The sequence below is a fragment of the Ruegeria sp. CDSB029 genome (assembly GCF_059611125.1).
Genome location: NZ_JBXWOX010000013.1, coordinates 24,531 through 46,889, shown reverse-complemented (window position 1 = coordinate 46,889; position 22,359 = coordinate 24,531). Strand labels below are relative to the sequence as shown.

18 protein-coding genes and 1 tRNA gene are annotated in these 22,359 nt (G+C 57.5%); 14 read left to right on the top strand and 5 right to left on the bottom strand.

Annotated elements, in window-relative coordinates; genetic code table 11:
- Nucleotides 1–56 precede the first annotated feature (56 nt).
- The 3 genes from AC2FI8_RS15550 to AC2FI8_RS15540 all read left to right on the top strand — a co-directional run bounded on the left by AC2FI8_RS15550 (nucleotide 57) and on the right by AC2FI8_RS15540 (nucleotide 3,107).
- On the top strand, nucleotides 57–923 hold the full coding sequence (locus tag AC2FI8_RS15550; RefSeq protein ID WP_496764791.1) for a YihY/virulence factor BrkB family protein: 867 nt from the start codon (nucleotides 57–59) through the stop codon (nucleotides 921–923).
- Nucleotides 920–2,821, top strand: a complete 1,902-nt coding sequence (locus tag AC2FI8_RS15545; RefSeq protein ID WP_496764793.1) for a multiheme c-type cytochrome — start codon at nucleotides 920–922, stop codon at nucleotides 2,819–2,821. Before AC2FI8_RS15550 ends, AC2FI8_RS15545 begins: the two co-directional genes overlap by 4 nt.
- A gap of 97 nt (nucleotides 2,822–2,918) precedes the next feature.
- Entirely contained in the window at nucleotides 2,919–3,107 is a 189-nt protein-coding gene (locus tag AC2FI8_RS15540) for a hypothetical protein (protein ID WP_058277992.1), read from the top strand.
- Nucleotide 3,108: 1 nt separating this feature from the next.
- On the opposite strand, the gene AC2FI8_RS15535 is transcribed toward AC2FI8_RS15540, so the two are convergent.
- Together AC2FI8_RS15535 and AC2FI8_RS15530 are read right to left on the bottom strand one after the other, a co-directional pair.
- Complete coding sequence (locus AC2FI8_RS15535) at nucleotides 3,109–3,825, bottom strand: RlmE family RNA methyltransferase (RefSeq protein WP_058271698.1); 717 nt, start codon at nucleotides 3,823–3,825, stop codon at nucleotides 3,109–3,111.
- A complete protein-coding gene (locus AC2FI8_RS15530) occupies nucleotides 3,825–4,937 on the bottom strand; it encodes a Ppx/GppA phosphatase family protein (protein WP_108858582.1) in 1,113 nt (370 codons plus the stop codon). Before AC2FI8_RS15530 ends, AC2FI8_RS15535 begins: the two co-directional genes overlap by 1 nt.
- Nucleotides 4,938–5,178: 241 nt before the next feature.
- Between AC2FI8_RS15530 and AC2FI8_RS15525 the strand changes: the two genes are divergently transcribed.
- The 4 genes from AC2FI8_RS15525 to AC2FI8_RS15510 all read left to right on the top strand — a co-directional run bounded on the left by AC2FI8_RS15525 (nucleotide 5,179) and on the right by AC2FI8_RS15510 (nucleotide 7,958).
- A complete protein-coding gene (locus AC2FI8_RS15525) occupies nucleotides 5,179–5,475 on the top strand; it encodes a virulence factor (RefSeq protein ID WP_058271696.1) in 297 nt (98 codons plus the stop codon).
- A 26-nt stretch (nucleotides 5,476–5,501) separates the two neighbouring features.
- Complete coding sequence (locus tag AC2FI8_RS15520; RefSeq protein ID WP_496780099.1) at nucleotides 5,502–6,428, top strand: methylenetetrahydrofolate reductase; 927 nt, start codon at nucleotides 5,502–5,504, stop codon at nucleotides 6,426–6,428.
- A 9-nt stretch (nucleotides 6,429–6,437) separates the two neighbouring features.
- Nucleotides 6,438–7,499 (top strand): methyltetrahydrofolate cobalamin methyltransferase, encoded by a 1,062-nt coding sequence (locus AC2FI8_RS15515; RefSeq protein WP_496780006.1) that lies wholly within the window; start codon nucleotides 6,438–6,440, stop codon nucleotides 7,497–7,499.
- A 385-nt stretch (nucleotides 7,500–7,884) separates the two neighbouring features.
- A tRNA-Gly gene (locus tag AC2FI8_RS15510) sits at nucleotides 7,885–7,958 on the top strand.
- 66 nt (nucleotides 7,959–8,024) lie between these two features.
- On the opposite strand, the gene AC2FI8_RS15505 is transcribed toward AC2FI8_RS15510, so the two are convergent.
- Both AC2FI8_RS15505 and AC2FI8_RS15500 read right to left on the bottom strand, forming a co-directional pair.
- Entirely contained in the window at nucleotides 8,025–8,882 is an 858-nt protein-coding gene (locus tag AC2FI8_RS15505; protein WP_496780004.1) for a class I SAM-dependent methyltransferase, read from the bottom strand.
- 25 nt (nucleotides 8,883–8,907) lie between these two features.
- Nucleotides 8,908–10,950: an ASKHA domain-containing protein gene (locus AC2FI8_RS15500; protein WP_496780002.1), complete on the bottom strand. Its 2,043-nt coding sequence runs from the start codon at nucleotides 10,948–10,950 to the stop codon at nucleotides 8,908–8,910.
- 218 nt (nucleotides 10,951–11,168) lie between these two features.
- Between AC2FI8_RS15500 and guaB the strand changes: the two genes are divergently transcribed.
- The 3 genes from guaB to AC2FI8_RS15485 all read left to right on the top strand — a co-directional run bounded on the left by guaB (nucleotide 11,169) and on the right by AC2FI8_RS15485 (nucleotide 16,256).
- Entirely contained in the window at nucleotides 11,169–12,617 is a 1,449-nt protein-coding gene (guaB, locus tag AC2FI8_RS15495; protein ID WP_496727102.1) for an IMP dehydrogenase, read from the top strand.
- Nucleotides 12,618–12,699: 82 nt separating this feature from the next.
- Nucleotides 12,700–13,872 carry an RsmB/NOP family class I SAM-dependent RNA methyltransferase gene (locus AC2FI8_RS15490; protein WP_496780000.1) on the top strand — a complete coding sequence of 391 codons (1,173 nt, stop codon included), beginning with the start codon at nucleotides 12,700–12,702 and terminating at the stop codon, nucleotides 13,870–13,872.
- Nucleotides 13,873–13,961: 89 nt separating this feature from the next.
- Entirely contained in the window at nucleotides 13,962–16,256 is a 2,295-nt protein-coding gene (locus AC2FI8_RS15485; RefSeq protein WP_496779998.1) for an ATP-binding protein, read from the top strand.
- Here AC2FI8_RS15485 and AC2FI8_RS15480 read toward each other — a convergent pair whose 3' ends face one another.
- On the bottom strand, nucleotides 16,257–16,850 hold the full coding sequence (locus AC2FI8_RS15480) for a sulfotransferase family 2 domain-containing protein (RefSeq protein ID WP_496779995.1): 594 nt from the start codon (nucleotides 16,848–16,850) through the stop codon (nucleotides 16,257–16,259).
- Between the two features lie 192 nt (nucleotides 16,851–17,042).
- On the opposite strand from AC2FI8_RS15480, the gene recA reads away from it, so the two are divergent.
- The 4 genes from recA (at nucleotide 17,043) to AC2FI8_RS15460 (ending at nucleotide 22,304) form a co-directional block, all read left to right on the top strand.
- Complete coding sequence (gene recA, locus AC2FI8_RS15475) at nucleotides 17,043–18,110, top strand: recombinase RecA (RefSeq protein ID WP_108858591.1); 1,068 nt, start codon at nucleotides 17,043–17,045, stop codon at nucleotides 18,108–18,110.
- A 245-nt stretch (nucleotides 18,111–18,355) separates the two neighbouring features.
- On the top strand, nucleotides 18,356–21,025 hold the full coding sequence (alaS, locus tag AC2FI8_RS15470; protein WP_496779994.1) for an alanine--tRNA ligase: 2,670 nt from the start codon (nucleotides 18,356–18,358) through the stop codon (nucleotides 21,023–21,025).
- Between the two features lies 1 nt (nucleotide 21,026).
- The gene (locus AC2FI8_RS15465) at nucleotides 21,027–21,314 is read left to right on the top strand and encodes a DUF1330 domain-containing protein (RefSeq protein ID WP_472723800.1); all 288 of its coding nucleotides are present in this window, start codon (nucleotides 21,027–21,029) and stop codon (nucleotides 21,312–21,314) included.
- 366 nt (nucleotides 21,315–21,680) lie between these two features.
- Nucleotides 21,681–22,304 carry a transglutaminase-like cysteine peptidase gene (locus tag AC2FI8_RS15460; RefSeq protein WP_496727097.1) on the top strand — a complete coding sequence of 208 codons (624 nt, stop codon included), beginning with the start codon at nucleotides 21,681–21,683 and terminating at the stop codon, nucleotides 22,302–22,304.
- The last annotated feature ends 55 nt before the right edge of the window (nucleotides 22,305–22,359 follow it).

Sequence of the window (22,359 nt, the reverse complement as noted above, 5' to 3'; positions counted from 1 at the left end):
CGTTCTGAAGGGATTTGCCATTTCAGAGCAAAGCCGAGGCGGGTTAGGCTGAGCGCATGAATGCACGTGTGATTCCTTTCGTTGGTAAACCGTTTCAAGCCCTGTGGCTGGCCGTAGGGCGGTTCAACAACAAAAACGGGTTCGTGATGAGCAGCCACGTCGCCATGTCTCTGATGATGGCCTTGTTTCCATTTGTGTTGTTCACTGTGGCTTTGGCGGGGTCGTTGTCTCAGGGTTATGTCACCGACGAACTGATCGAGCTTGTGTTTGGGGCGTGGCCCAAAGACGTCGCGGGGCCGATCGTGGCTGAATTGCGGGCCGTTCTGCAGGAATCCGGCTCGGGCGTTATAACGCTGGGTGGTCTTTTGGCGATCTTCTTCGCCTCGAACGGCGTGATGGCGGTGCGGGCGGCGATGAACCAGGCTTATCACGACAGCGACGTTTGGCCGTTCTGGAAAACCCGGTTGCTGTGCCTGGGGCTGGTGATTGTTGGTGGTGTTGCCATTCTAGGCATTGCAGCGGTCGAAGTCGTTTTGCCTGCATACACCCAATTGGTGAGCGAGAAGACTGATGTGAATGTCTCGGACTGGTTGTCGGTGGACAGGTTGCGCTGGACCTTCACCGTCGCGGTTCCGGCGGGCACTGTCCTGTTGGCGCATCTGATCCTGCCAACGCGGCGGCACAGGCTGATGCAAATACTGCCGGGTGTTGTTCTGACGTTGGCCTTGTGGGCGGCCGGCGGGTGGGGGTTCTCGATCTATATCGCGCAATTCGCCAGCTACAGCGCCACGTATGCGGGTTTGGCGGGCGTCATGGCGGCGCTGATCTTTTTGTACCTGTGCGCGGCAATTCTGATCCTTGGTGCCGAATACAACGGCGCTTTGATGGATCTGGAAGACAATCAGGATCGGGGTTCTCAGTGAAATTTCTGACGTTGTGCGTCGGGCTGTTTGTGCCTGTGGCCGCCTTTGGCCAGTCTCCGGCCTATGTCGGGTCGGATCAATGTGCCGAATGCCACAAGGACGAGGCGGCGGCATGGTCCAAATCCCACCACGCACTGTCCTGGACAGAGGTTGAAGACGGGGCTGTAGTTGCCGATTTTGACGGAACGCAATTCGACCATGACGGGATGTCGGTTGAATTCAACGACACCGAAGGCGCGTTGAGTGCGAAAGTCACGGAAAAGGACGGGGTGACCACCGAATACGGCGTACATTCCGTCGTCGGCATTGAACCGTTGCAGCAATACTTGTTCGAAACAGAACCCGGCCGGTTGCAGAGTTTCGATGTTGTTTGGGATACCGAGAACAAGCAGTGGTTTCACCTCTATCCCGATCAGGATTTACCCCCTGATGACGGGTTGCACTGGACCGGACCTTACAAGAACTGGAATGCGCGGTGTGCGGAATGTCACGCGACCGGTTTTGAGAAAAAGTACAACGCTGAAACCAGAACATACGACTCGGTTCAGGCCGAGATCGGGGTAGGGTGCGAAAGCTGCCATGGCCCGGGTTCTGCGCATATCGATTGGGTCGGGGGACAAAGTCTGCCGCAGGGTCTGGGCGATACCGGGTTCCTGATGGATTGGGGTAAAGGGCAGACCGAGGCTGAGATCCAGCAATGTGCCGGCTGTCATTCCCGCCGTGAGGCGCATGGAGACGGCAATCCGCTGCCCGGAACGCCTTATCATGACGCGTATAATCTGGCAGTCCTGCGTCCCGGGCTGTACCACCCGGACGGTCAGATTTTGGATGAAGTCTATGTTTATGGCTCGTTCCTGCAATCCAAGATGTATGACCGCGGCGTAGGTTGCATGGATTGTCACGAGCCGCATAGCGCAAGTCTGAGGGCAGATGGAAACGGGGTGTGTACGCAGTGTCACTCGCCTGCCGCGAATCCCAAGTTTCCAACTCTGGCTGCCAAAGAGTACGATGTGCCGGAACATCACAATCACCCAGCGAATAGCGAGGGTGCGCAGTGCAAGTCCTGCCATATGATCGAGCGTGTCTATATGGGTGTCGACGGTAGGCGCGATCACAGTTTCCGTGTTCCTCGTCCCGATTTGGGGCTTGGGCAGGACGCCTGCACCGATTGCCATTCGGATCAGGATCAGACATGGGCCGCCCAGCAGATCGAAGGCTGGTTCCCCGACAGCGCGCATCGAAAGCCGCATTTCGGGACGGCCTTTCAGGCGGCAGCGTTGGGTCGCGCGGATGGGCCGGAGGAACTTCTGGACATTGCGACCGACCGTGATCAACCCGGTATCGTGCGCGCCACGGCCACCTATCTGCTTCAACCTTTTGGGTCCGTTGATATAGCGGCCAGAACGGCTGGGCTTTTGGAGGACGAGGACGCTCTGGTTCGCGCAAACGCAGCGCCGTTGCAGCGTCAGGCCAGCTTGCCCGATCAAATCCAACGGCTTGAGCCGCTGCTGTCCGACCCGTTGCGAAACGTCCGCATTTCGGCGGCAAAAGAGTTTCTGAACATTCCGCCGCAGGCCCTGACTGCGGAACAACAGCAATTGTCGGGGCAGGGCATGTCCGAGTGGCAGTCGGCGATTTCCAACCGTCTGGATTTTCCTGAAACGCATCTCGTGCTTGGCGGTATGGCCCTGACGTTCCGCAATGCTCCAGCTGCCGAGCGGGCGTTTCAAGAGGTCGTTGCGCTGGACCCGCAACGCGCCGAAGCCTGGCCAATGCTGGTGCAACTGGCGCAGATCAATCGTGGGCCTCAGGCCGCACGCGATGTTCTGGAGCAGGGGTTAGGGATCATCCCAGAGGACCCGAACCTTTTGCAGTTGAAACAACAACTGGGCCGCTGAAACGGCACGGCTTGGCCCGGTTTCCGTCATTTTCCCGGCAAATTTCATAGTTACCGATCAAGCTGAGGCAAGAATTGCCCCAGCTTATAGGTGACACATGTTTCTCAAACCGGTCCACACGTCCAAGCTGAAAAAGCCACTGGCTTTGTCGCAACGGATCGAGGAATTGCGGGCCCGACCACCGGAATACATCAATCACGGCGAAGCGTTGTTGATACAAGGTATTGCCGCCGCTTCACTGCGCGAACAGGTGCTGACAGAGGATCGGATTTCGCTGGACGACTGATCTAGCCCCGGAACCCGGTTGCGACAACGAACTTCTCGGAACTGTCCGAACGCGACGCGGGTGGTTTCACATTCGCAACCTTGTCGAATTTCTGCTTCAGCAGCTTTTGCAGATCGCCTTCGGCGCCACCGGCCAGAACCTTGGCAACAAACGTGCCGCCTTCTTCCAGTACGTCAAAGGCGAAATAGGCCGCCGTTTCGCACAGAGCCATGATGCGCATGTGGTCGGTTTGCTTGTGCCCAGATGACGACGCGGCCATGTCCGACATCACCACGTCAGCCTTGCCGCCCAGCCACTCTTTGACCTTGTCGTCGGCATCGTCTTCCATGAAGTCCAGCACATGTGCCTCGGCACCTGCGACCGGTTCGACCTCTTGCAGGTCGACACCCAGAACTGTGCCTATCCGTTTGCCGGAACGTTCGCCCAGCGCATTCACTCGTTTGACCGCGACTTGCAACCATCCACCCGGCGCACAGCCAAGGTCGACGACACGTGCACCCGGCACGAGGAACCGGTACTTTTCGTCCAGCTCCAATATCTTAAACGCTGCGCGCCCACGGTACCCTTCGACCTGCGCACGTTTCACATAGGGGTCGTTCAGCTGCCGCTCGAGCCAACGGGTCGAGCTGAGCTTACGCCCGCGTGCAGTCTTTACCTTGACCTTCAGGTCACGCTGCCCGCGCCCCGAGTTGTTTTTGCCACTTGGTGTCTTCGCCATCAGAACGGTCCGTCTTCCAGTACGCCGTCCGCACTCATCTGCGCATAAAGCAGGCCTTCGCGCAGCCCCCGGTCTGCCACTGAAAGGCGATCGGTGGGCCAGCATCTTAACAGCGCCTGCAAAATGGCCGAGCCGGACATGATCAGCGCCTGCCGGTCATCCCCAATCCGGGGATCACGTCGGCGGCCCTGAGGGCCGAGTTCTAGATACCCTCGTATGACTTTGTCAATCTGATCGCTGGTCATGCGCAAACCATCGACCTTGGTCCGGTCATAGCGCTTGAGTCCAAGGTGAGAAGCCGCAACGGTTGTAACCGTGCCACTGGTACCGACGATCTGGAACCCGAGGCGGGCTTGCTCGTCCTTGTAAGGTGCGAAATCGGCAAGGTTTTCTTCGAAAAACCAGCTCATCAGGGCAAAGCGAGCGGAGTCATCTTCGACGTCGTTGAACTGATCGCGCAGGGTTGCAACACCCAGGGGTACGCTGATCCAGTCGACGACTTTTGCCGCAGGGAAGGGGCTGTCAGTCGTGTGAAACCCATGGTGCAGCCGCATGATCGCGGCGGGGCGGTCCCGGCGCGGTACGGATGAGATGTCGATCCACACCAGTTCGGTTGATCCGCCACCAATATCCACGACCAGCAACTGCTCGGTCTTGGTGGATACCAGAGGTGCACAAGAGATCACGGCCAAGCGTGCCTCTTCCTCGGGCTGGATGATCTCAAGCGTCAGTCCGGTTTCGCGTTTGACCTGTCGGATAAATTCGCGTGAGTTTTTGGCACGCCTGCACGCCTCGGTCGCGACCAGACGCATGCGCCTGACCTTGTTGCGTTTCAGCTTTTGCTGACAGATGCGCAGCGCCTGAATGGTGCGCGCCATCGAAGACCGAGACAACCGTCCGGTCCGTTCCAAACCCGCGCCCAATTGCACGGATTTGGAAAAGCTGTCGACCACATGGAAGCCGCTGCCCTTGGGCTGGGCTATCAACATGCGGCAACTATTTGTCCCCAAATCCAGCGCCGCATACAACGCATCTGGATCGGGTCTTGCCGGCGCGGGGCTTTCGACCGCCTTCGGGAACGCGCCCGCACCTTTGGGACGCTTGGGCGCCATATTAAACGCCCTCCGATTTTCGAGTTACCCCGACCATAGGTCGGGCGTGTGCGTCGTGCAAGACGCTCATTAAAGTGATGAGAATTTTGATATGCGCGTTTGGTTCAGTCTTCGTTACAACCCCGGTATCCCATCGCGGGCAAAAACGTCGCTGGAAATGCGCCTTGTGTCGAAAATCGACCGACTTGCCCCCACATAGACGTTTAGAACCGGTCCATCTGGTTAGGAGGAATCAAACGCAATGCCTGACGTCACCATTGTTTACTGGCGCGATATTCCCGCCCAAGTCATCGTCGGCAAAGGCCGTCGTGGCGCAAAGCGGCAATTAGAGGAACGGTTCGAACAAGCCATCGACCGCGCGGCCATGAAGGTGAACGCCAAGGATAGCGATGCCTATCTGGCCGAATGGCGCAAGGCGGCCCCCTTTGCAGTCGACGGCGACCCGTCCGAGATTGCCGAGGCCGAAGCCACGCGTTTGGAAACGGAATACGATCAGGACCGCATCAAAGCCCTGATCGCCAATGACGGTTGGGCATGAGCCCAAGACATCTATGGGAGGCCGCGATGGCTTTGCTGAACTTCAAGAAACGTGATGCGGTCGAAAACGGCCCTGTAAACCCGACCGTCGAAGCCTTTTTGCAAGGCTATTCGATCGAGGTGATGCCGCGCACCGCTGAAAAGGTCGAAGATTTCCGCGTGTTGCTGCCTGAAGGTACGCGCGTTTACATCGCCCATATCGAAGGCACTCCGATCGAGGATATGGTCAAGACCGCCAAGCGGATCGCTGACGAAGGTTATCCGGTGATGCCGCACTTCCCTGCGCGGATCATCAAGGACGCCGCCACGCTGGAAAACTGGATTTCCATGTATCAGGGCGAAGCGGGCGTAGATCAGGCATTGCTGCTGGCCGGTGGCGTTGCCAACCCACACGGCGATTTCGACAGCTCGATGCAGTTGCTGGAAAGTGGTCTGTTCGACAAGGCGGGTTTCAAGCGTCTGCACGTTGCGGGTCACCCAGAGGGCAACAAAGATATCGACCCAGACGGCTCGACCAAGAATGTCGACGACGCGCTGCGCTGGAAGCAGAAATTCAGCGAGACCACGGATGCTGAAATGGCGCTGGCAACGCAGTTTGCGTTTGAAGCCAAGCCGATCATCGAATGGGCCGACAGTCTGAAAGAAGCTAGTATCGATATTCCGATCCATATCGGTATCGCCGGTCCGGCCAAGCTGCAGACGCTGATCAAGTTCGCCATCGCCTGCGGTGTTGGCCCGTCGCTGAAGGTCCTGCAAAAGCGTGCGATGGATGTGTCCAAGCTGCTGCTGCCCTATGAGCCGACCGATGTGATCACCGAACTGGCCAACCACAAAGCGGCCAACCCGGATTTCAACATCACCAATGTACACTTCTTCCCGCTTGGCGGCATCAAGACCAACGCCAACTGGGCCATCAATAACGGCGGCGCTTCGGCAAAGCCTGCAAACTCCTAAGGAACGGACATGACGCGTACAGTCGTAGAATCAAAAACAAAAACTGCCGTTCTGGGCTTTGACGAACCGTTCTGCGTGATCGGTGAGCGGATCAATCCGACGGGCCGTAAGAAACTGGCGGCCGAGCTGGAAGCCGGCGATTTCTCAACCGTTGAGAAGGACGCCATTGCGCAGGTTGCGGCCGGAGCAACCGTTCTGGATATTAACGCGGGCGTTGTCTACAACTCGAACCCCAACCCGAACGAGACCGAACCGCCACTGATGCGAAAGATCGTGGAACTGGTGCAGGGTCTGGTTGACGTTCCGCTATGTGTCGACTCGTCCGTTCCCGGCGCTCTGGAAGCTGGTCTTGAAGCTGCCGAGGGCCGTCCGTTGCTGAACTCGGTCACCGGCGAAGAAGATCGTCTGGAACTGGTTTTGCCGCTGGTCAAAAAATACAACGTGCCGGTTGTTGCGATCTCTAACGATGACACCGGTATTTCCGAAGATCCCGATGTGCGATTCGAAGTGGCCAAGAAGATTGTTGAGCGGGCTGCCGATTTCGGTATCCCGGCGCATGACATCGTCGTTGACCCGCTGGTGATGCCCATCGGCGCGATGGCAACCGCTGGTCAGCAAGTTTTTGCGCTGGTCCGTCGCCTGCGCGAAGAACTGGGCGTAAACACCACTTGTGGTGCTTCGAACGTGTCCTTTGGTCTGCCAAACCGCCACGGCATCAACAATGCGTTCCTGCCGATGGCAATGGGCGCAGGTATGACGTCGGCAATCATGAACCCGGTGGCGCTGCCTGTGGGTCCCAAAAAGCTGGCCGAGAAAAAGGCCGAGGTCGAAGCCAAGGGGATCATTCTGCCTGGGGACATGGATGACGAAACCTTCTGTCAGCTGTTCGGTCTGGGTTCGACCAAACCGCGTGCCGGTAAGGAAATGGAAGCCATCCGTGCCGCCAACCTGCTGACCAATAATGACCCGCACGGTGGTGAGTGGATTCGGTTTAACAAATCCCCTGAAGAGGCCGGCGCAGCGGGCGCTGTTGGTGGCCGTCGTGGTGGCGGGCGTCGTCGTCGCGCCTGACCCAATCGCTGTTCCAGTGAACAAAGGCCGGACCACGTGTCCGGCCTTTTTTCGTATTGATGCTGATCGCCGCTGGAACCTGACAAGATCGCTGTGTTAGTGGCGATATCGCGATACTGTCATGTACGAAGATGAGCCAACATCGTCGCCCAACACAGGCAGACGCTGACCTAAGCAAGCGTTTGGGAAAAAGGAACGTTTCGAGGAACTGGTCGATCTGCAAGCGCAACTGGTGTTGAGGCAGAAGGAATTTCTTTTTCACGGAACCAGGTGCGTTGCCCTGTTCGAAGGTTGGGGTGTGTCAAGACGGAACAAGGCGGTGCCGCTTTTCCGATGATGGGTTCTTGAAGTCGATAAGCCTCTGGTGATATCGGTGAATAACGCGGCGGGTATGATGTAATGGTAGCCTGTCAGCTTCCCAAGCTGAACGCGCGGGTTCGATTCCCGCTACCCGCTCCAAAACTCAATTCGTCACCGGAAAAGCTTAGAAATTAGCGCTTTGGGCATGGGTGCGTCTGTGGTCATTTACTCCGGGCGACGCGCTTGAAACAGATTGATTTCAGCCGGGATATGCACCGAGCTATTTTTGGCAAAGGGGTGAAACGCTTCGGCGACGGCGCGTTGGATCGCAGTCACGTCTTCGGGTTTGCCGTCGAAATGGGTAATAACACGGGCAGCGGGGCCAACGCGGGTGCACAGGCCGGCGCAATCCAGCAAAGAGCCTTGAAAGTGCAACATCAGGTCAACAGAATCGGCGCGAACATTGCTCAGACCTGCCTTTTCCAGCAACCCGGTAACCCGTTCACGATCATGAAACGCCAAGGGGCCCGGTGCATTCCGGTCGACCTTTGGCGGCGTGCCCAGCCGTTCAGTGGCCGCGATGTGGGGCACTTTGAACCATGGGTTTCCATGCAATGGTCCCCAGGCGGCAAGGGTCATCGTGCCGCCGGGCTTTAGCGCGCGGGTCATGTTGGCAAAGGCGGCAACCGTATCCTCAAAAAACATGACCCCAAATCGCGAGATCATGGCATCTCGGTCCGCTGCTTCAAAGGCGTGGGTCTGGGCGTCGGCGAATTGGAAGGTGATGTTTTGCGATCCGTCATCGGATGCCCGTGCCGATGCGCGGTTCAGAAATGGCTGCGAGACATCGGCCGCCAGAACGTGGCCATCTGGCCCCACGGCATGTGCGGCGGCGATCGCGCTTGCGCCCGTACCGCAGCCGATATCCAGAACACGCATGCCGGGTTTTAACCCGGCACGTTCCAGCACTAGATCAAGGACCGGCGCCATCAGTTGATCCAGCTGGTCCTCATAGGTCAGCCATTTGGCACCGGACGAAGATTTTCCCCAGTATTCAGCCTGTTCCTCGTTTGCGATCTGCATGTCGCCTCCCTTGTGTCAGAGGTGACTATGACCGCCTGCGCCGTCTGCGACCAGAGCCTTCTTCTCCGCCACCGGCATTGAAGGAGGGCGAGGGCAGAGTGACCACCTGCGCCAATTCCGGGAACGGGTCCGTCTTGTGCGGGATGGCATTTGCGGCGACGAAATGGTCCTGAAATTTCGGCTCGATGGCCGTTTCGACCTTAGTGATCTCACGCACAACACGCTCAATCTCGGACCGGGCACCAATGTTGCACAAGGCAATCCGCGCGCCGGTGCCAGCCGCGTTGCCTGCACTTGAGACTTTGTTCAAGGGCGCATCGGGGATCATACCCAGAACCATCGCGTGCTTGGTCGAGATATGCGCGCCGAACGCCCCGGCCAGCACAACGCGATCCACCGTGTCGACGTTCATTTCATCCATCAACAGGCGTGCACCGGCATAGAGCGCGGATTTGGCCAGCTGGATGGCGCGGATATCGCCCTGCGTGACCGTGATGCGCGGACCGCCCTCGGCGCTGGCGTCGTGGATCAGATAGGCGTGGGTGCGGCCTTCGGGTACACAACGGGGCGTGCCGGTCTGGTCTGCAGACCCGATCAGGCCGCTTTCGTCCAGCAATCCGGCGATGCGCATTTCGGCGACCGCTTCGATAATGCCCGAGCCACAGATGCCGGTAATGCCGCTTGTGGCAATCTCTTGATCAAAGCCTTCCTCGTCGGACCATTTTTCGGACCCGATCACGCGAAAGCGCGGTTCCTTTGTGACAGGGTCGATTTCAATGCGCTCAATCGCCCCGGGCGCGGCACGCTGGCCGGAACTGATCTGCGCGCCTTCGAATGCCGGGCCGGTGGGTGAGGAACACGCCAAGACGCGGCTGGTATTGCCCAGCAGGATTTCAGCGTTGGTGCCCACGTCCACGATAAGCACAAGGTCTTCGGATTTTCCCGGTTCCTCCGACAGTGCCACCGCGGCGCAGTCGGCGCCGACGTGGCCCGCAATGCACGGCAAGATGTAGACCTGTGCGCGCGGGTTCATATTTGTCAGGTCCATCTCACGCGCAGGCAGGGACATGCTTTCCGAGGTTGCTAAGGCAAAGGGGGCCTGACCCAACTCAACCGGGTCCAGACCCAGCAGCAGATGGTGCATCACAGGGTTACAGACGAAAACCGTTTCCACGATCAGCTCGGAACTAATCCCGGCTTCCTCAGAAATTGAGGTGGTCAAATCGTTGATCGCCTCTCGTACGGCTTTGGTCATCTCCTGATCACCGCCGGGGTTCATCATCGAGTATGAAACGCGGCTCATGAGGTCTTCGCCAAAGCGGATCTGCGGGTTCATCAGGCCCGAGGACGCTTTGACCTCGCCGGTCTCCATATCGGTCAGGTGAGCCGCGATTGTGGTCGAGCCAAGGTCGATGGCCAGACCATAAAGCCCATGTTCATGCAATCCGGGCCAGATTTCGACCACGCGCGCCACTTCATCCTTGTGGCCTTTGTGGAGGGCAACAGTGACCTCCCATTTGCCCTTGCGCAGGACGGGCTGCAGCTTGGACATCAGCGAAAGATCAGCGGTGATGGCGTCAATGTTCCATTGCTCGTGCAGCGCGCGTTCCAGCCGTTCCAGATCGCCTGTTGGCGAATGCATGTCGGGCTCTTCTACCACCACGAAATACAGCCGGGTTGCCGGGTCCATCGTAATGGCCCGCGCGGTGGCGGCCTTGCGAACAACTTGACGGTGGACCTGGCTTTCGGGTGGGACATCGATCACGATGTCGCCTTGAACTGTCGCCTGACAGCCCAGACGACGGCCCGACTTCAAGCCGCGTTTGTCATCGTAACGCTGTTCGACCGCGTTCCATTCACTCAGCGCGTCCTCGGATACGGTTACGCCGTGTTTAGGAAACTCGCCATAGCTGGGCGTGATCTGACATTTCGAACAAATCCCACGGCCGCCACAGACCGAATCCAGATCCACACCCAACTGCCGTGCAGCGGTCAGAACCGGAGTGCCCACGGGGAAATGCCCGCGTTTGCCTGACGGAGTAAAGACAACAAGGGGGTCGGTGGTCATTTTTTGGCCTGCCTTTTGTATTCGCGCGTATGCCCGGCAAGATATGGGTTTGTGCGCAAAGGGAAAGGCCATTCAGCGGCACGTTTTGCACGTCTTACGTCGTTTTTTGTCGCGGTCTCGGCCAGCGAAGGGAAACTAGTTTAGGTCAGGGGCTTTTCCTTAGGTTAAATCCATGTAATAGGGTCACCGCCAAACGGGCTTTTGCATGGGGTTAACAGATGCAGATTCGTGAGGCACTTACCTTTGACGATGTTCTTTTGGTTCCGGCGTCCTCGTCGGTGCTGCCGGCGACGGCGGATACGACCACGCGCGTGACGCGTGAAATTACGATGAACATCCCGCTGCTCAGCTCAGCGATGGACACGGTGACCGAGGCGCGCATGGCCATCGCAATGGCGCAGGCAGGCGGTATAGGCGTTGTTCACAAAAACCTGACGGTCGAAGAACAAGCCCGAGAAATTCGGCGCGTGAAGCGGTTTGAGTCGGGCATCGTGTACAACCCGGTCACGCTGAGTGTGAACCAAACGTTGGCGGACGCAAAGGCGCTTGTGCAGCGCTATAACTTTACAGGCTTTCCGGTCGTCGATGAAAGCGGGCGCGTTGTGGGAATCTTGACCAACCGCGACATGCGGTTTGCAACGTCTGATGAGACGCCGGTTCACGTGATGATGACATCGGACAATCTGGCGATGCTGCAAGAGCCCGCAGATCTGGAAGAGGCCAAGAGCCTGATGAAAGCGCGCCGGATCGAAAAACTGCTGGTGGTCGATGGTGAGGGTAAGCTGACAGGCCTGCTGACCCTGAAAGATACCGAACAAGCTGTGCTGAACCCGACCGCCTGTAAGGACCGGTTGGGTCGCCTGCGGGTCGCTGCGGCAACATCCGTTGGAGATGCTGGCTTCGAACGGTCCGAGCAACTGGTGGATTCGGGCGTTGATATCATCGTGGTCGACACTGCTCATGGGCATTCGCAAGGGGTTTTAGACGCGGTGAAGCGGGTGAAGTCCCTGTCGAATGAGGTTCAGATCATTGCGGGAAATGTGGCAACAGGTGACGCCACCAAAGCGCTTATCGACGCGGGCGCAGATGCGATCAAAGTGGGCATCGGGCCAGGGTCAATCTGTACCACGCGGATGGTTGCGGGTGTGGGCGTGCCTCAGCTGACGGCGATCATGGACTGCGCCTCTGCCGCCGGTGAAGTTCCGGTAATCGCAGATGGCGGTATCAAGTTCTCGGGCGATTTTGCCAAAGCCATTGCAGCGGGCGCGTCCTGCGCGATGGTCGGTTCGATGATCGCAGGCACCGATGAAAGCCCCGGCGAGGTAATCCTGTATCAGGGCCGCTCGTTCAAATCATATCGCGGTATGGGCAGCCTGGGCGCGATGGCGCGCGGCTCGGCCGATCGCTATTTCCAGAAAGACGCAGCCAGCGACAAGCTGGTTCCCGAAGGGATCGAAGGGCAAGTGCCCTACAAAGGCTCGGCCAGTGCTGTGGTGCACCAACTGGTTGGCGGCCTGCGCGCGGCGATGGGCTATACCGGCTGCGCAACGGTCGAAGAAATGCGTAAGAACTGTAACTTCGTCAAAATCACCGGCGCTGGCCTGAAAGAAAGCCACGTGCATGACGTACAGATAACACGCGAAAGCCCGAACTACCGGGTAATGTGACGCAACTGAGTTTGCAGCACGGCGCCCTGACACGGGCGCCGTTTTGCGTTTTTTGGGCTTAGTAAAGAAATCGGAAAACCCTATGACCCCAGCAGCGCGCGTTCAGGCTTCGATAGAAATCCTTGATGATATCCTCGCAGGGGCACCGGTTGAAAAGGCTTTGACAGGATGGGCGCGCCGCAGCCGGTTTGCGGGCTCGAAAGACCGGGCCGCCGTGCGCGATCACGTGTTCGAAGCGCTGCGTTGCAAACGGTCCTTCTCGGCCTTGGGCGGGGCTGAAACCGGGCGCGGTTTGATGATCGGTTCGATCCGGTCAAACGGCGGTGATCCCGAAACGCTGTTTACGGGCGAACGATATACGCCAGAGCCGTTAACCGCCGCCGATGCGCCGCGCGCGTTCAGCTCGGATGCCGAGCGGCGCGACATCCCCGAATGGCTCTGGCCGCGTTTTCAAACCTCGCTCAGGGAACAGGCAGAGGCTGCGGCACAGGTATTGCAAACCCGTGCACCTGTTCATTTGCGGGCTAACCTTGCCAAAACCGAACGTGCTGGTGCGATTGCTGCTTTGACCGTTGATGGGATCACCGCGCAAGAACATCCGGCGTGTGAAACCGCCCTAGAGGTCACAGAAGGGGCTCGAAGAATTGCCCAAAGCCGCGCTTATTCCGAAGGTCTGGTCGAATTGCAGGACGCAGCCAGCCAAGCCGTGGTCGCAGCGCTCGACCTGCGGCCGGGTCTGCGTGTTCTGGATTATTGCGCAGGCGGTGGCGGGAAGTCCTTGGCTCTGGCGGCCCATTCGGGTGTCGAGGTCTTTGCGCATGATGTGAACGTAGGGCGCATGCGCGATCTGCCGACGCGGACGAAACGGGCCGGTGTGCGTGTTACCTGCCTGCAGCCGGAAGATGTGGCCCGTCAGGCTCCGTTCGATATTGTCCTGACGGATGCGCCATGCTCGGGCAGCGGCTCGTGGCGGCGTGCCCCGGCAGGTAAATGGTCACTGTCGGAAAAGGGGTTGCACGCGCTAAATGTACTTCAGTCCGACATCCTGAATTCCGCCGCTCAACTGGTTGGACCGGGTGGAATTTTGACCTATGCAACCTGTTCCATGTTGGATGACGAAAACGGCGATATTGTCGACGGATTTCTGAAACTGAATCCCGACTGGACCGAAACGCTGCGAAAGTCGTGGCTTGTGACACACGGTGTAGACGGGTTCTTTACGTCGCACTTGACGCGATATCACGTCATTGAATAACAACCTTGGGTAGAAGTTTCCGCTGTCCTTAAGGAGGCGTTAACCAAATTCGGGCTGAGTGTGACAAAGCCTTTTGACCTGAGTTGTTAATGTCCGACACTGCAGAGATCTTTTCTGAACCGACCTCGCGAAAAACGCCGGCCTTCTCGCGCCTTGTACCGCTCGTTGTTCTGGGCACATTGCTGAGCGTAACACCGTTGACAGACGTGTTACCGACCGCCTGGAATACGGGGCTTGTTGTTGCTGGCGTCTCGCTGTTATCCGCCGGTCTTCTTGTTGTTTTTCGGGGGTTCACGGCCGAACGGACGGCACGCAATTCGGCAGAAGTGATGGCCGTCTTCACCGAACAGGACTTGTGTCCGACGGTGATCGCCAACGCAAATGGCGATATTCTGAGCGCGAACACGCGGGCAAGGGCGCAGATAAATGCTTTTCCGGGTGCGCGATTGCAGCATTGCCTGAAATCCAAATTCGCTAACCCCGCAGCGATCCTGCTGCGCCTGCAATCCATCGCAGAAATCCACGAACGCGCCCGCGAAGATATCGTGACCGTTGGCTCGACAATCCCGATCTCGGTTTTCAGCGTGGGGCAGGATGTGTTCTGCTGGCGGTTTCATCTAATTGAAGGCGGGCAATGGGATGACGCCCCTGTTCCAGTGCTGACAGAGGGTCGCAATGGGGCAATTCTGCGCGTGAATGGAATGGCAGAGGCCATGATCGGTCACAGGCCCGACGTTATGGGTAAGATATTTCCCAATGACATCCCGCAACCGGGTGAAATCTCGCTGGCTGAAACTTCGGACGGGCGGGTGCCTGTGACCGTGTCTGAGCTGTCCCGCTCGGGCACTGTGCGCGATCTGCTTTTGTTGCCGATGAAATCTGCGGGTCCATCCGGGGGCGATGCCTCGTTCGCTGAGTTGCCAGTGCCGGTGATGTGTCTGTCACCCGAAGGCGAAATTCTGGATGCGAACCGGATGGCGATCAAGCTGATCGGAGAGATCCAGCCGGGCAAGTCGAATGTGGCCGAAATCATGCACGGGCTCGGCTATCCCATCCTGGATTGGTTGACCCGCACCGCGACCGAAGAGAATGCCGTTCCCCGGTCGGAATTTCTTCGCCTGTCACGTCAGGACAAAGAAGTTTTCGTGCAGGTCACACTGAACCGAGTGACGTGCAAGGGACAGATTTGTCTGATCGCCGTCCTAAATGATGCGACCGAGTTGAAGACACTGGAAGCTCAGTTCGTGCAGGGGCAAAAGATGCAGGCTGTCGGGCAATTGGCGGGCGGCGTGGCTCATGATTTTAACAACCTTCTGACTGCGATTTCGGGGCATTGCGATCTATTGCTGCTGCGGCATGATCAGAATGATCCGAACTATGGTGACCTGGTTCAGATCAACCAGAACGCCAACCGGGCCGCGGCGTTGGTCAGTCAACTTCTTGCATTCTCGCGAAAGCAGACTTTGCAGCCCGAGGTTCTGGACCTGCGCGACACAATTTCCGACCTGATCCATCTTTTGAACCGCTTGGTGGGCGAAAAGGTTCGCCTGACGTTAAGCCATGATCCCGTGCTGAAGCCTGTGCGCGCAGACAAAAGGCAGCTCGAACAGGTGTTTATGAACCTGGTTGTGAACGCACGGGACGCGATGCCCGAAGGTGGCGAGGTGCGCATCGAGACTGAGGTTATTTCTCTGACCGAACCGTTCCGGCGGGATCGTGCAACGGTTCAACCCGGCGAATACGTCACCGTGAAAGTGATCGACAGCGGCACAGGCATTCCCGCAGACAAGCTGCAAAAAGTGTTTGAGCCATTCTATACGACCAAGCGCACCGGTGAGGGGACCGGTCTTGGATTGTCGACGGTCTACGGCATCGTCAAGCAGACCGGAGGGTTCATCTTTGTCGATAGCATTCAGGGCAAGGGAACCGAATTTACCGTGTATCTGCCGGTTTCAACCGTACCGCAGAAAATTGATCAGGACATCGCCAGCCTTCCGGAAAACCCAACGTCCCGGCAGGGTGAAGGCGTAGTTCTGCTGGTCGAGGATGAGGCCCCGGTTCGGGCCTTTGCCACACGTGCATTGCGATTGAAGGGCTACACCGTGCTCGAAGCCGGATCCGCCGAAGAGGCGCTGCACCTGCTGGAGGATGGGTCGGTGCATGTGGATGCCTTTGTGACAGATGTGGTTATGCCCGGCATGGACGGGCCAACCTGGGTGCGCAAAGCGATGGAGACCCGACCGAACGTGCGGGTGATCTTTATGTCTGGCTATACCGAAGGCGCCTTTGGTGATTCAGGCCCCGAGGTTGCGAATTCCACCTTTTTGCCCAAGCCGTTCTCTCTGACGCAGTTGACCCAGGCTGTGTTTAACCAACTAAACTGACTAAAGCGCCGTTTCGTGGCAGGAAAATTCGGCGGCGTGGTGTTTGCGGAACTTCTTTTCCGTTTCCGGCGACAAGAATAGGTCGCGCTTTGGTGAGACATTCTCGCGCTGCAGGGTGATTTCCATGTTCAACCGGTCCTGCAGAAAGCTCAGGATCTTATCCTGGTTTTCGTACTTGAAAACATGCGTCGCACCGAAACCGTTGTTTCGGGTGCGGAAAAACTGGCTCTGACTGCCGACATCTGCGAATTCCGGGCGGGGGTTTTGCATGTAACCTTGCACAAAATCATCAAAGTTCAGGTCGCGGGTTGAATGCGGATGCCCGATGCGGTCGTCCCGGCTGCGGTATTTGTACCAACTGCCGAGCCAGTCGATAGGTTCGCGCACGACGGCCATGATTTCCATTTCGGTGTCATGCATTTTGCGAAAAATGTTTTGAAAAAACCTGTCATAACGGCGAACAGGCGCATGTTTCAATTCGGGCGGGCCGGTGACGACAAAGTCGGCCCGCGCGCTAAGGGCAGTGTGATAGGCTGTGCTGCCTGTTTTTGGAACTGCCAGAAACGCAAGGCGTTCCTTATAGAAAACAAGCATTTATTCGCCCTTCGCCGCCTAATTTAGTAGTCGCAGATTGGCGTAAACGACTCTTTAACACAATTGCCGAACAGTAAGTATTGTAAGTTTTAGTTGAAATGTTCTCTTTTTGGTCCCATAAGGAACAAGAGGCGAACAAAGCAGTGATTGCCGCCCGATCATGGGTATGACAAAAGAGAAGGCGACAGGACAATGGCGGATCTTCTGACAATGAGCGACAAGAAAAACGCAGACAAGCAAAAGGCGCTTGATAGCGCGCTGGCGCAAATCGAACGGCAGTTCGGCAAGGGCTCGATCATGAAGCTGGGCGAGGATGCCAAGCAGGACATCGATGCAAGCTCGACCGGGTCTTTGGGCCTGGATATCGCGCTGGGTATTGGTGGTCTGCCGATGGGTCGGATTGTTGAGATTTATGGCCCGGAAAGCTCGGGTAAGACCACGCTGACGCTGCATTGCATTGCAGAACAGCAAAAACGCGGTGGTGTGTGCGCATTCGTGGATGCCGAACACGCGTTGGATCCTCAATATGCCCGCAAACTGGGTGTTGATCTGGATGAGCTTCTGATCTCGCAGCCTGACACAGGTGAACAGGCGCTAGAGATCACCGACACGCTTGTTCGTTCGGGCGCGGTGAACATGGTTGTCGTCGACTCAGTTGCGGCTTTGACGCCGAAATCGGAGCTCGAAGGCGACATGGGCGACAGCAGCGTTGGCGTGCAGGCCCGATTGATGAGCCAGGCGATGCGTAAACTGACGGGCTCGATCAGCCGCTCGAATTGCATGGTGATCTTTATCAACCAAATCCGGATGAAGATCGGCGTAATGTTCGGTAGCCCCGAAACCACGACCGGTGGTAACGCGCTGAAATTCTACAGCTCGGTTCGTTTGGATATTCGCCGGATTGGCGCGATCAAAGATCGTGATGAGGTTGTCGGCAACCAGACGCGTGTCAAGGTGGTCAAGAACAAGGTGGCGCCGCCCTTCAAGCAAGTGGAATTCGACATCATGTATGGCGAAGGTATCAGCAAGATGGGTGAGTTGCTGGATCTGGGCGTCAAGGCTGGAGTGGTCGAGAAATCGGGCTCGTGGTTCAGCTATGGCGACGAACGGATCGGGCAGGGGCGTGAGAATGCCAAGCAATACCTGCGCGACAACAGCCGCATTGCGCTGGATATCGAAGACAAGATTCGGGCCGCGCACGGCCTGGAGTTCGACATGCCACCCGGTTCTGCCGAGGAAGATGACATCCTCGAGGCGTAACAGCCCAATTGGGGGCCGCAAAAATCCCCCGGTTTTGCAAGAATTGAGAATACTCGAAACTAGGCGGTCCGCGTGGCCGCCTTAACTCGTTCTGCATACGGTGATCTTGTACTATTGGTGTGTACGGATCTTGTCGACGGGTTTTCTAGCCCTTCAAAAATAAGGCCGGTTTATCTTTGTGGACTATCCTTTGGGACGGGGATAAACCATTTCAGAACACTGAGATTGCGCGCCGAGAGAGCCATATGCCCACGCTGAATGATATCCGCTCAACCTTTCTGAATTATTTTGCCAAACAGGGGCATGAAATTGTCGCGTCCAGCCCGCTGGTTCCGCGCAATGACCCGACATTGATGTTCGTGAACTCGGGCATGGTGCAGTTCAAGAACCTGTTTACCGGCGTTGAAACCCGAGATTATCAGCGCGCCACGACGGCGCAGAAATGCGTGCGCGCCGGCGGTAAGCACAATGACCTCGATAACGTTGGCTATACTGCACGTCACCACACTTTCTTTGAAATGCTGGGCAATTTTTCGTTCGGCAACTACTTCAAACACGAGGCGATCCCTTTTGCGTGGGAGTTGATCACCAAGGAATTCGGTATCGACAAGAACCGCCTGCTGGCAACGGTGTATCACACGGATGACGAGGCGTTTGAAATCTGGAAAAAGGTCGGCGTGCCCGAAGACCGGATTATCCGCATCGCCACCAGCGACAATTTCTGGCAGATGGGTCCGACTGGTCCGTGTGGACCGTGTACGGAAATTTTCTACGACCATGGCGATCACATCTGGGGTGGGCCTCCGGGATCGCCCGACGAAGACGGCGATCGGTTCATCGAAATCTGGAACATCGTTTTCATGCAGAACGAGCAGTTCGAAGACGGCTCGATGGTCGAACTCGACATGCAGTCGATCGATACTGGCATGGGGCTGGAACGGATTGGCGCGCTGCTGCAGGGCAGCCATGACAACTATGACACCGACCTGTTCAAGACATTGATCGAAGCGTCTGCTCATGCCACCGGGGTTGATCCCTATGGCGACCAGAATGTGCACCACCGGGTAATTGCGGACCACCTGCGCGCGACATCCTTCCTGATCGCGGATGGCGTGATGCCTTCCAATGACGGGCGTGGCTATGTGCTGCGCCGGATCATGCGTCGCGCAATGCGTCATGCGCATCTTCTGGGGGCGAAAGATCCGGTTATGTATCAGCTGGTGCCAAGTCTGGTGCAGCTGATGGGCGCGCAATACACCGAGTTGGGACAGGCGCAGCCGTTGATCGAAGAGACGCTGCTGTTGGAGGAAACGCGGTTCAAGCAAACCCTGGATCGTGGTCTGAAACTCCTGGATGATGAAGTTGCAGGCCTGCCCGAGGGCGCGGCACTTCCGGGTAATGCGGCATTCAAATTGTACGACACGTATGGGTTTCCGCTGGACCTGACGCAGGACGCCCTGCGCGAAAAGGGTCGTTCCGTGGACACGGACGGGTTCGACGCTGCCATGGCCGAACAAAAAGCCAAGGCGCGTGCTGCATGGGCTGGTTCGGGTGAAGCTGCAGATCAGGCAGTGTGGTTTGATGTGCTGGATACTGCCGGAGCTACGGATTTTCTGGGCTATGACACGGAAAAGGCCGAAGGGCAGATTGCCGCTTTGGTGGTTGACGGTGCGTTGGTCGACACAATTGAAAAAGGGGGATCCGGCTGGGTGATTGTCAACCAGACACCGTTCTATGGCGAAGCTGGCGGTCAGATCGGTGATACTGGTGAAATCCGGCGTTTGGAAGAACGCGATGACATGGCGCGGGTCGAAGACACCAGAAAATTCGCTGATGGCAAAATCTATGCCCACAAAGTGACCGTTGATCAGGGCGCTTTGTCCAAAGGTGACGCGGTCGAGCTTGAGGTCGACCATGCGCGGCGCACGGCAATTCGCGCAAACCACTCGGCCACGCACCTGCTCCACGAGGCGTTGCGTGAAACGTTGGGCGATCATGTTGCACAGCGCGGCTCGCTGAACGCGGCTGACCGGTTGAGGTTTGACTTCAGCCATTCCAAGGCGCTGAGCGCGGATGAGATCCAAAAGGTCGAACGCGATGTAAATGACTTCATCCGTCAGAACTCGACTGTCGAAACGCGGATCATGACCCCTGATGATGCGCGCGAACTGGGTGCACAGGCGCTGTTTGGCGAGAAATACGGCGACGAAGTCCGTGTCGTGTCCATGGGCAAAGCTCCGACCGGTAAAGGTCAGGATGGCGAGACCTGGTCGATTGAACTGTGCGGCGGCACCCATGTACGTCAGACTGGTGACATCGGTACTTTTGTGGTTCTGGGCGACAGCGCCAGCAGCGCGGGCGTACGCCGGATCGAGGCTCTGACCGGTGACGAGGCGCTGCGGCATCTGTCCCAGCAGGATCAGCGTCTGGGTCAGATCGCATCAGAACTCAAGGCGCAGCCAGATGACGTTGTTGGCCGCGTCAAAGCACTGTTGGACGAACGCAAATCGCTGCAAAACGAAGTGGCGCAGCTGCGCCGCGATCTGGCCATGGCCGGCGGGGCCGGGCAGAGTGGCGGCGAAGCGCGTGAGGTGAACGGGGTCGCTTTCCTTGCGCAGGCGCTGAACGGCGTATCGGGCAAGGACTTGCCGGCGTTGATTGATGAGCACAAAAGCCGTCTGGGGTCCGGCGCCGTTCTGCTGATCGCGGATGCGGGCGGTAAGGCTGCTGTTGCGGCCGGTGTGACGGCCGATCTGACCGACAAGGTTTCGGCAGTCGATCTGGTTCGTGCGGCCGTCTCAGAACTGGGCGGCAAGGGCGGCGGTGGACGCCCCGACATGGCGCAGGGCGGTGGCAAGGACGCGTCGAACGCAGATGCGGCGATCAAGGCCGCAGAACAGGTTTTGGGAGGATAAGATGGCAGCACTCTGGATTGCTCACGTCACCGTGACGGATGCGGACGCATATGCGAAATACGCAGAACTCGCAGGGCCTGCGATTGCCAAGCACGGCGGGGCGTTTATTGCCCGCGCTGCACGTTATGTCCAACTGGAAGGCAAAGAGCGTCCGCGCAATGTGGTCGCCAAGTTTCCGTCCGTCGAGGCCGCGGTCGAGTGCTATAATTCACCGGAGTACCAGCAGGCCCTGGACCACGCGCGCGGCGCAAGTGAGCGTGAACTGGTGGTTGTAGAAATTACCGAATAAGAATAAGCCAAGTCTGATCGGCGGGTTTTCTGCCAATCAGATCCATTCATGGGCGAAATTCAGCCGAACTGTTCACAAGTGAAGTGAACCGTATTGTGGCAGTTTTCCACCCAATCGGAATCTTCGTGATTCCAGTATCTTATTTTATTGGAATGAGAGTTATTAGGTATCTTCCCGCCTAGATTGTGGCGCTTTTTTCTCAATTCCTGCGCGAAATGGTCATATTGAGTGACGAATTTCCGCCTTTTTTCCCCTTCACTTTCGCCAAAGATTGTACAAGCGCTACCGTTTACCATTAGGTTTTTCTAATCGAATACGGTCCTGCTTGTCGTCAATCGTTGCGTAGACAGGGATCGAGGTACGGGCATGAAATCGGAAGATATCGGACTCAAGGCCGCTCTCGGGCGGTTGAAGACATTTTCAGGTCGGGCAGTGGGGATTGCTGCTTTGGTTTACGGGGCCGCGGTTTTCGCGTCTCAGGCGGATGCGAGCGAGGGCAACTTCATCCGTACTCTTGCGGCGTCCCCTCCGCCTTCCGGTGCGCAGCAGTTGTGCCGACAGTACGCTTGGGCGTGCTCAAGCAAGACGTCAGTACGCATGACGTCCCAACAGGAAATGCAGATCATTGAGCGGATCAACCGTCAGGTCAACGCAACGACGCGCGCGGTTACGGATCAGACGCAATACCGCACCACCGAGCGGTGGGCTTTGCCGACAACGCGCGGCGGGGATTGCGAGGATTTTGCTCTTTTGAAGAAAAGAGATCTGATCAGGGCAGGCGTTGATCCAAACAAATTGCTGATTGCGACGGTGTTGGATACGCGCCGAAATGCACATGCAGTTCTTGTCTATCGCTCCGCTCAGGGCGATTTGGTGCTGGACAATTTGACCAACCGGATCAAACCCTGGTCGGCCACGCGGTATTTGTTCCTTCGGATGCAGGATCCGGCGAAACCCAGCCATTGGGTTGGTGTGTACGGAAGAAGTTAAAAATATCGACTGATCTATCAGGCTATGCTTGGCAAAAGGGGCGACACGATAGTCG

Excerpts from the sequence above, each read along its gene's own strand:
- AC2FI8_RS15550 (WP_496764791.1), top strand. The coding sequence starts at position 57 with ATGAATGCACGTGTGATTCCTTTCGTTGGTAAACCGTTTCAAGCCCTG.
- AC2FI8_RS15505 (WP_496780004.1), bottom strand. The coding sequence starts at position 8,882 with ATGCAGATCGCAAACGAGGAACAGGCTGAATACTGGGGAAAATCTTCG.
- AC2FI8_RS15535 (WP_058271698.1), bottom strand. The coding sequence starts at position 3,825 with ATGGCGAAGACACCAAGTGGCAAAAACAACTCGGGGCGCGGGCAGCGT.
- guaB (WP_496727102.1), top strand. The coding sequence starts at position 11,169 with ATGCAGATTCGTGAGGCACTTACCTTTGACGATGTTCTTTTGGTTCCG.
- AC2FI8_RS15485 (WP_496779998.1), top strand. The coding sequence starts at position 13,962 with ATGTCCGACACTGCAGAGATCTTTTCTGAACCGACCTCGCGAAAAACG.
- AC2FI8_RS15490 (WP_496780000.1), top strand. The coding sequence starts at position 12,700 with ATGACCCCAGCAGCGCGCGTTCAGGCTTCGATAGAAATCCTTGATGAT.
- alaS (WP_496779994.1), top strand. The coding sequence starts at position 18,356 with ATGCCCACGCTGAATGATATCCGCTCAACCTTTCTGAATTATTTTGCC.
- AC2FI8_RS15540 (WP_058277992.1), top strand. The coding sequence starts at position 2,919 with ATGTTTCTCAAACCGGTCCACACGTCCAAGCTGAAAAAGCCACTGGCT.
- AC2FI8_RS15465 (WP_472723800.1), top strand. The coding sequence starts at position 21,027 with ATGGCAGCACTCTGGATTGCTCACGTCACCGTGACGGATGCGGACGCA.
- AC2FI8_RS15525 (WP_058271696.1), top strand. The coding sequence starts at position 5,179 with ATGCCTGACGTCACCATTGTTTACTGGCGCGATATTCCCGCCCAAGTC.
- AC2FI8_RS15500 (WP_496780002.1), bottom strand. The coding sequence starts at position 10,950 with ATGACCACCGACCCCCTTGTTGTCTTTACTCCGTCAGGCAAACGCGGG.
- recA (WP_108858591.1), top strand. The coding sequence starts at position 17,043 with ATGGCGGATCTTCTGACAATGAGCGACAAGAAAAACGCAGACAAGCAA.
- AC2FI8_RS15480 (WP_496779995.1), bottom strand. The coding sequence starts at position 16,850 with ATGCTTGTTTTCTATAAGGAACGCCTTGCGTTTCTGGCAGTTCCAAAA.
- AC2FI8_RS15460 (WP_496727097.1), top strand. The coding sequence starts at position 21,681 with ATGAAATCGGAAGATATCGGACTCAAGGCCGCTCTCGGGCGGTTGAAG.
- AC2FI8_RS15515 (WP_496780006.1), top strand. The coding sequence starts at position 6,438 with ATGACGCGTACAGTCGTAGAATCAAAAACAAAAACTGCCGTTCTGGGC.
- AC2FI8_RS15520 (WP_496780099.1), top strand. The coding sequence starts at position 5,502 with ATGGCTTTGCTGAACTTCAAGAAACGTGATGCGGTCGAAAACGGCCCT.
- AC2FI8_RS15530 (WP_108858582.1), bottom strand. The coding sequence starts at position 4,937 with ATGGCGCCCAAGCGTCCCAAAGGTGCGGGCGCGTTCCCGAAGGCGGTC.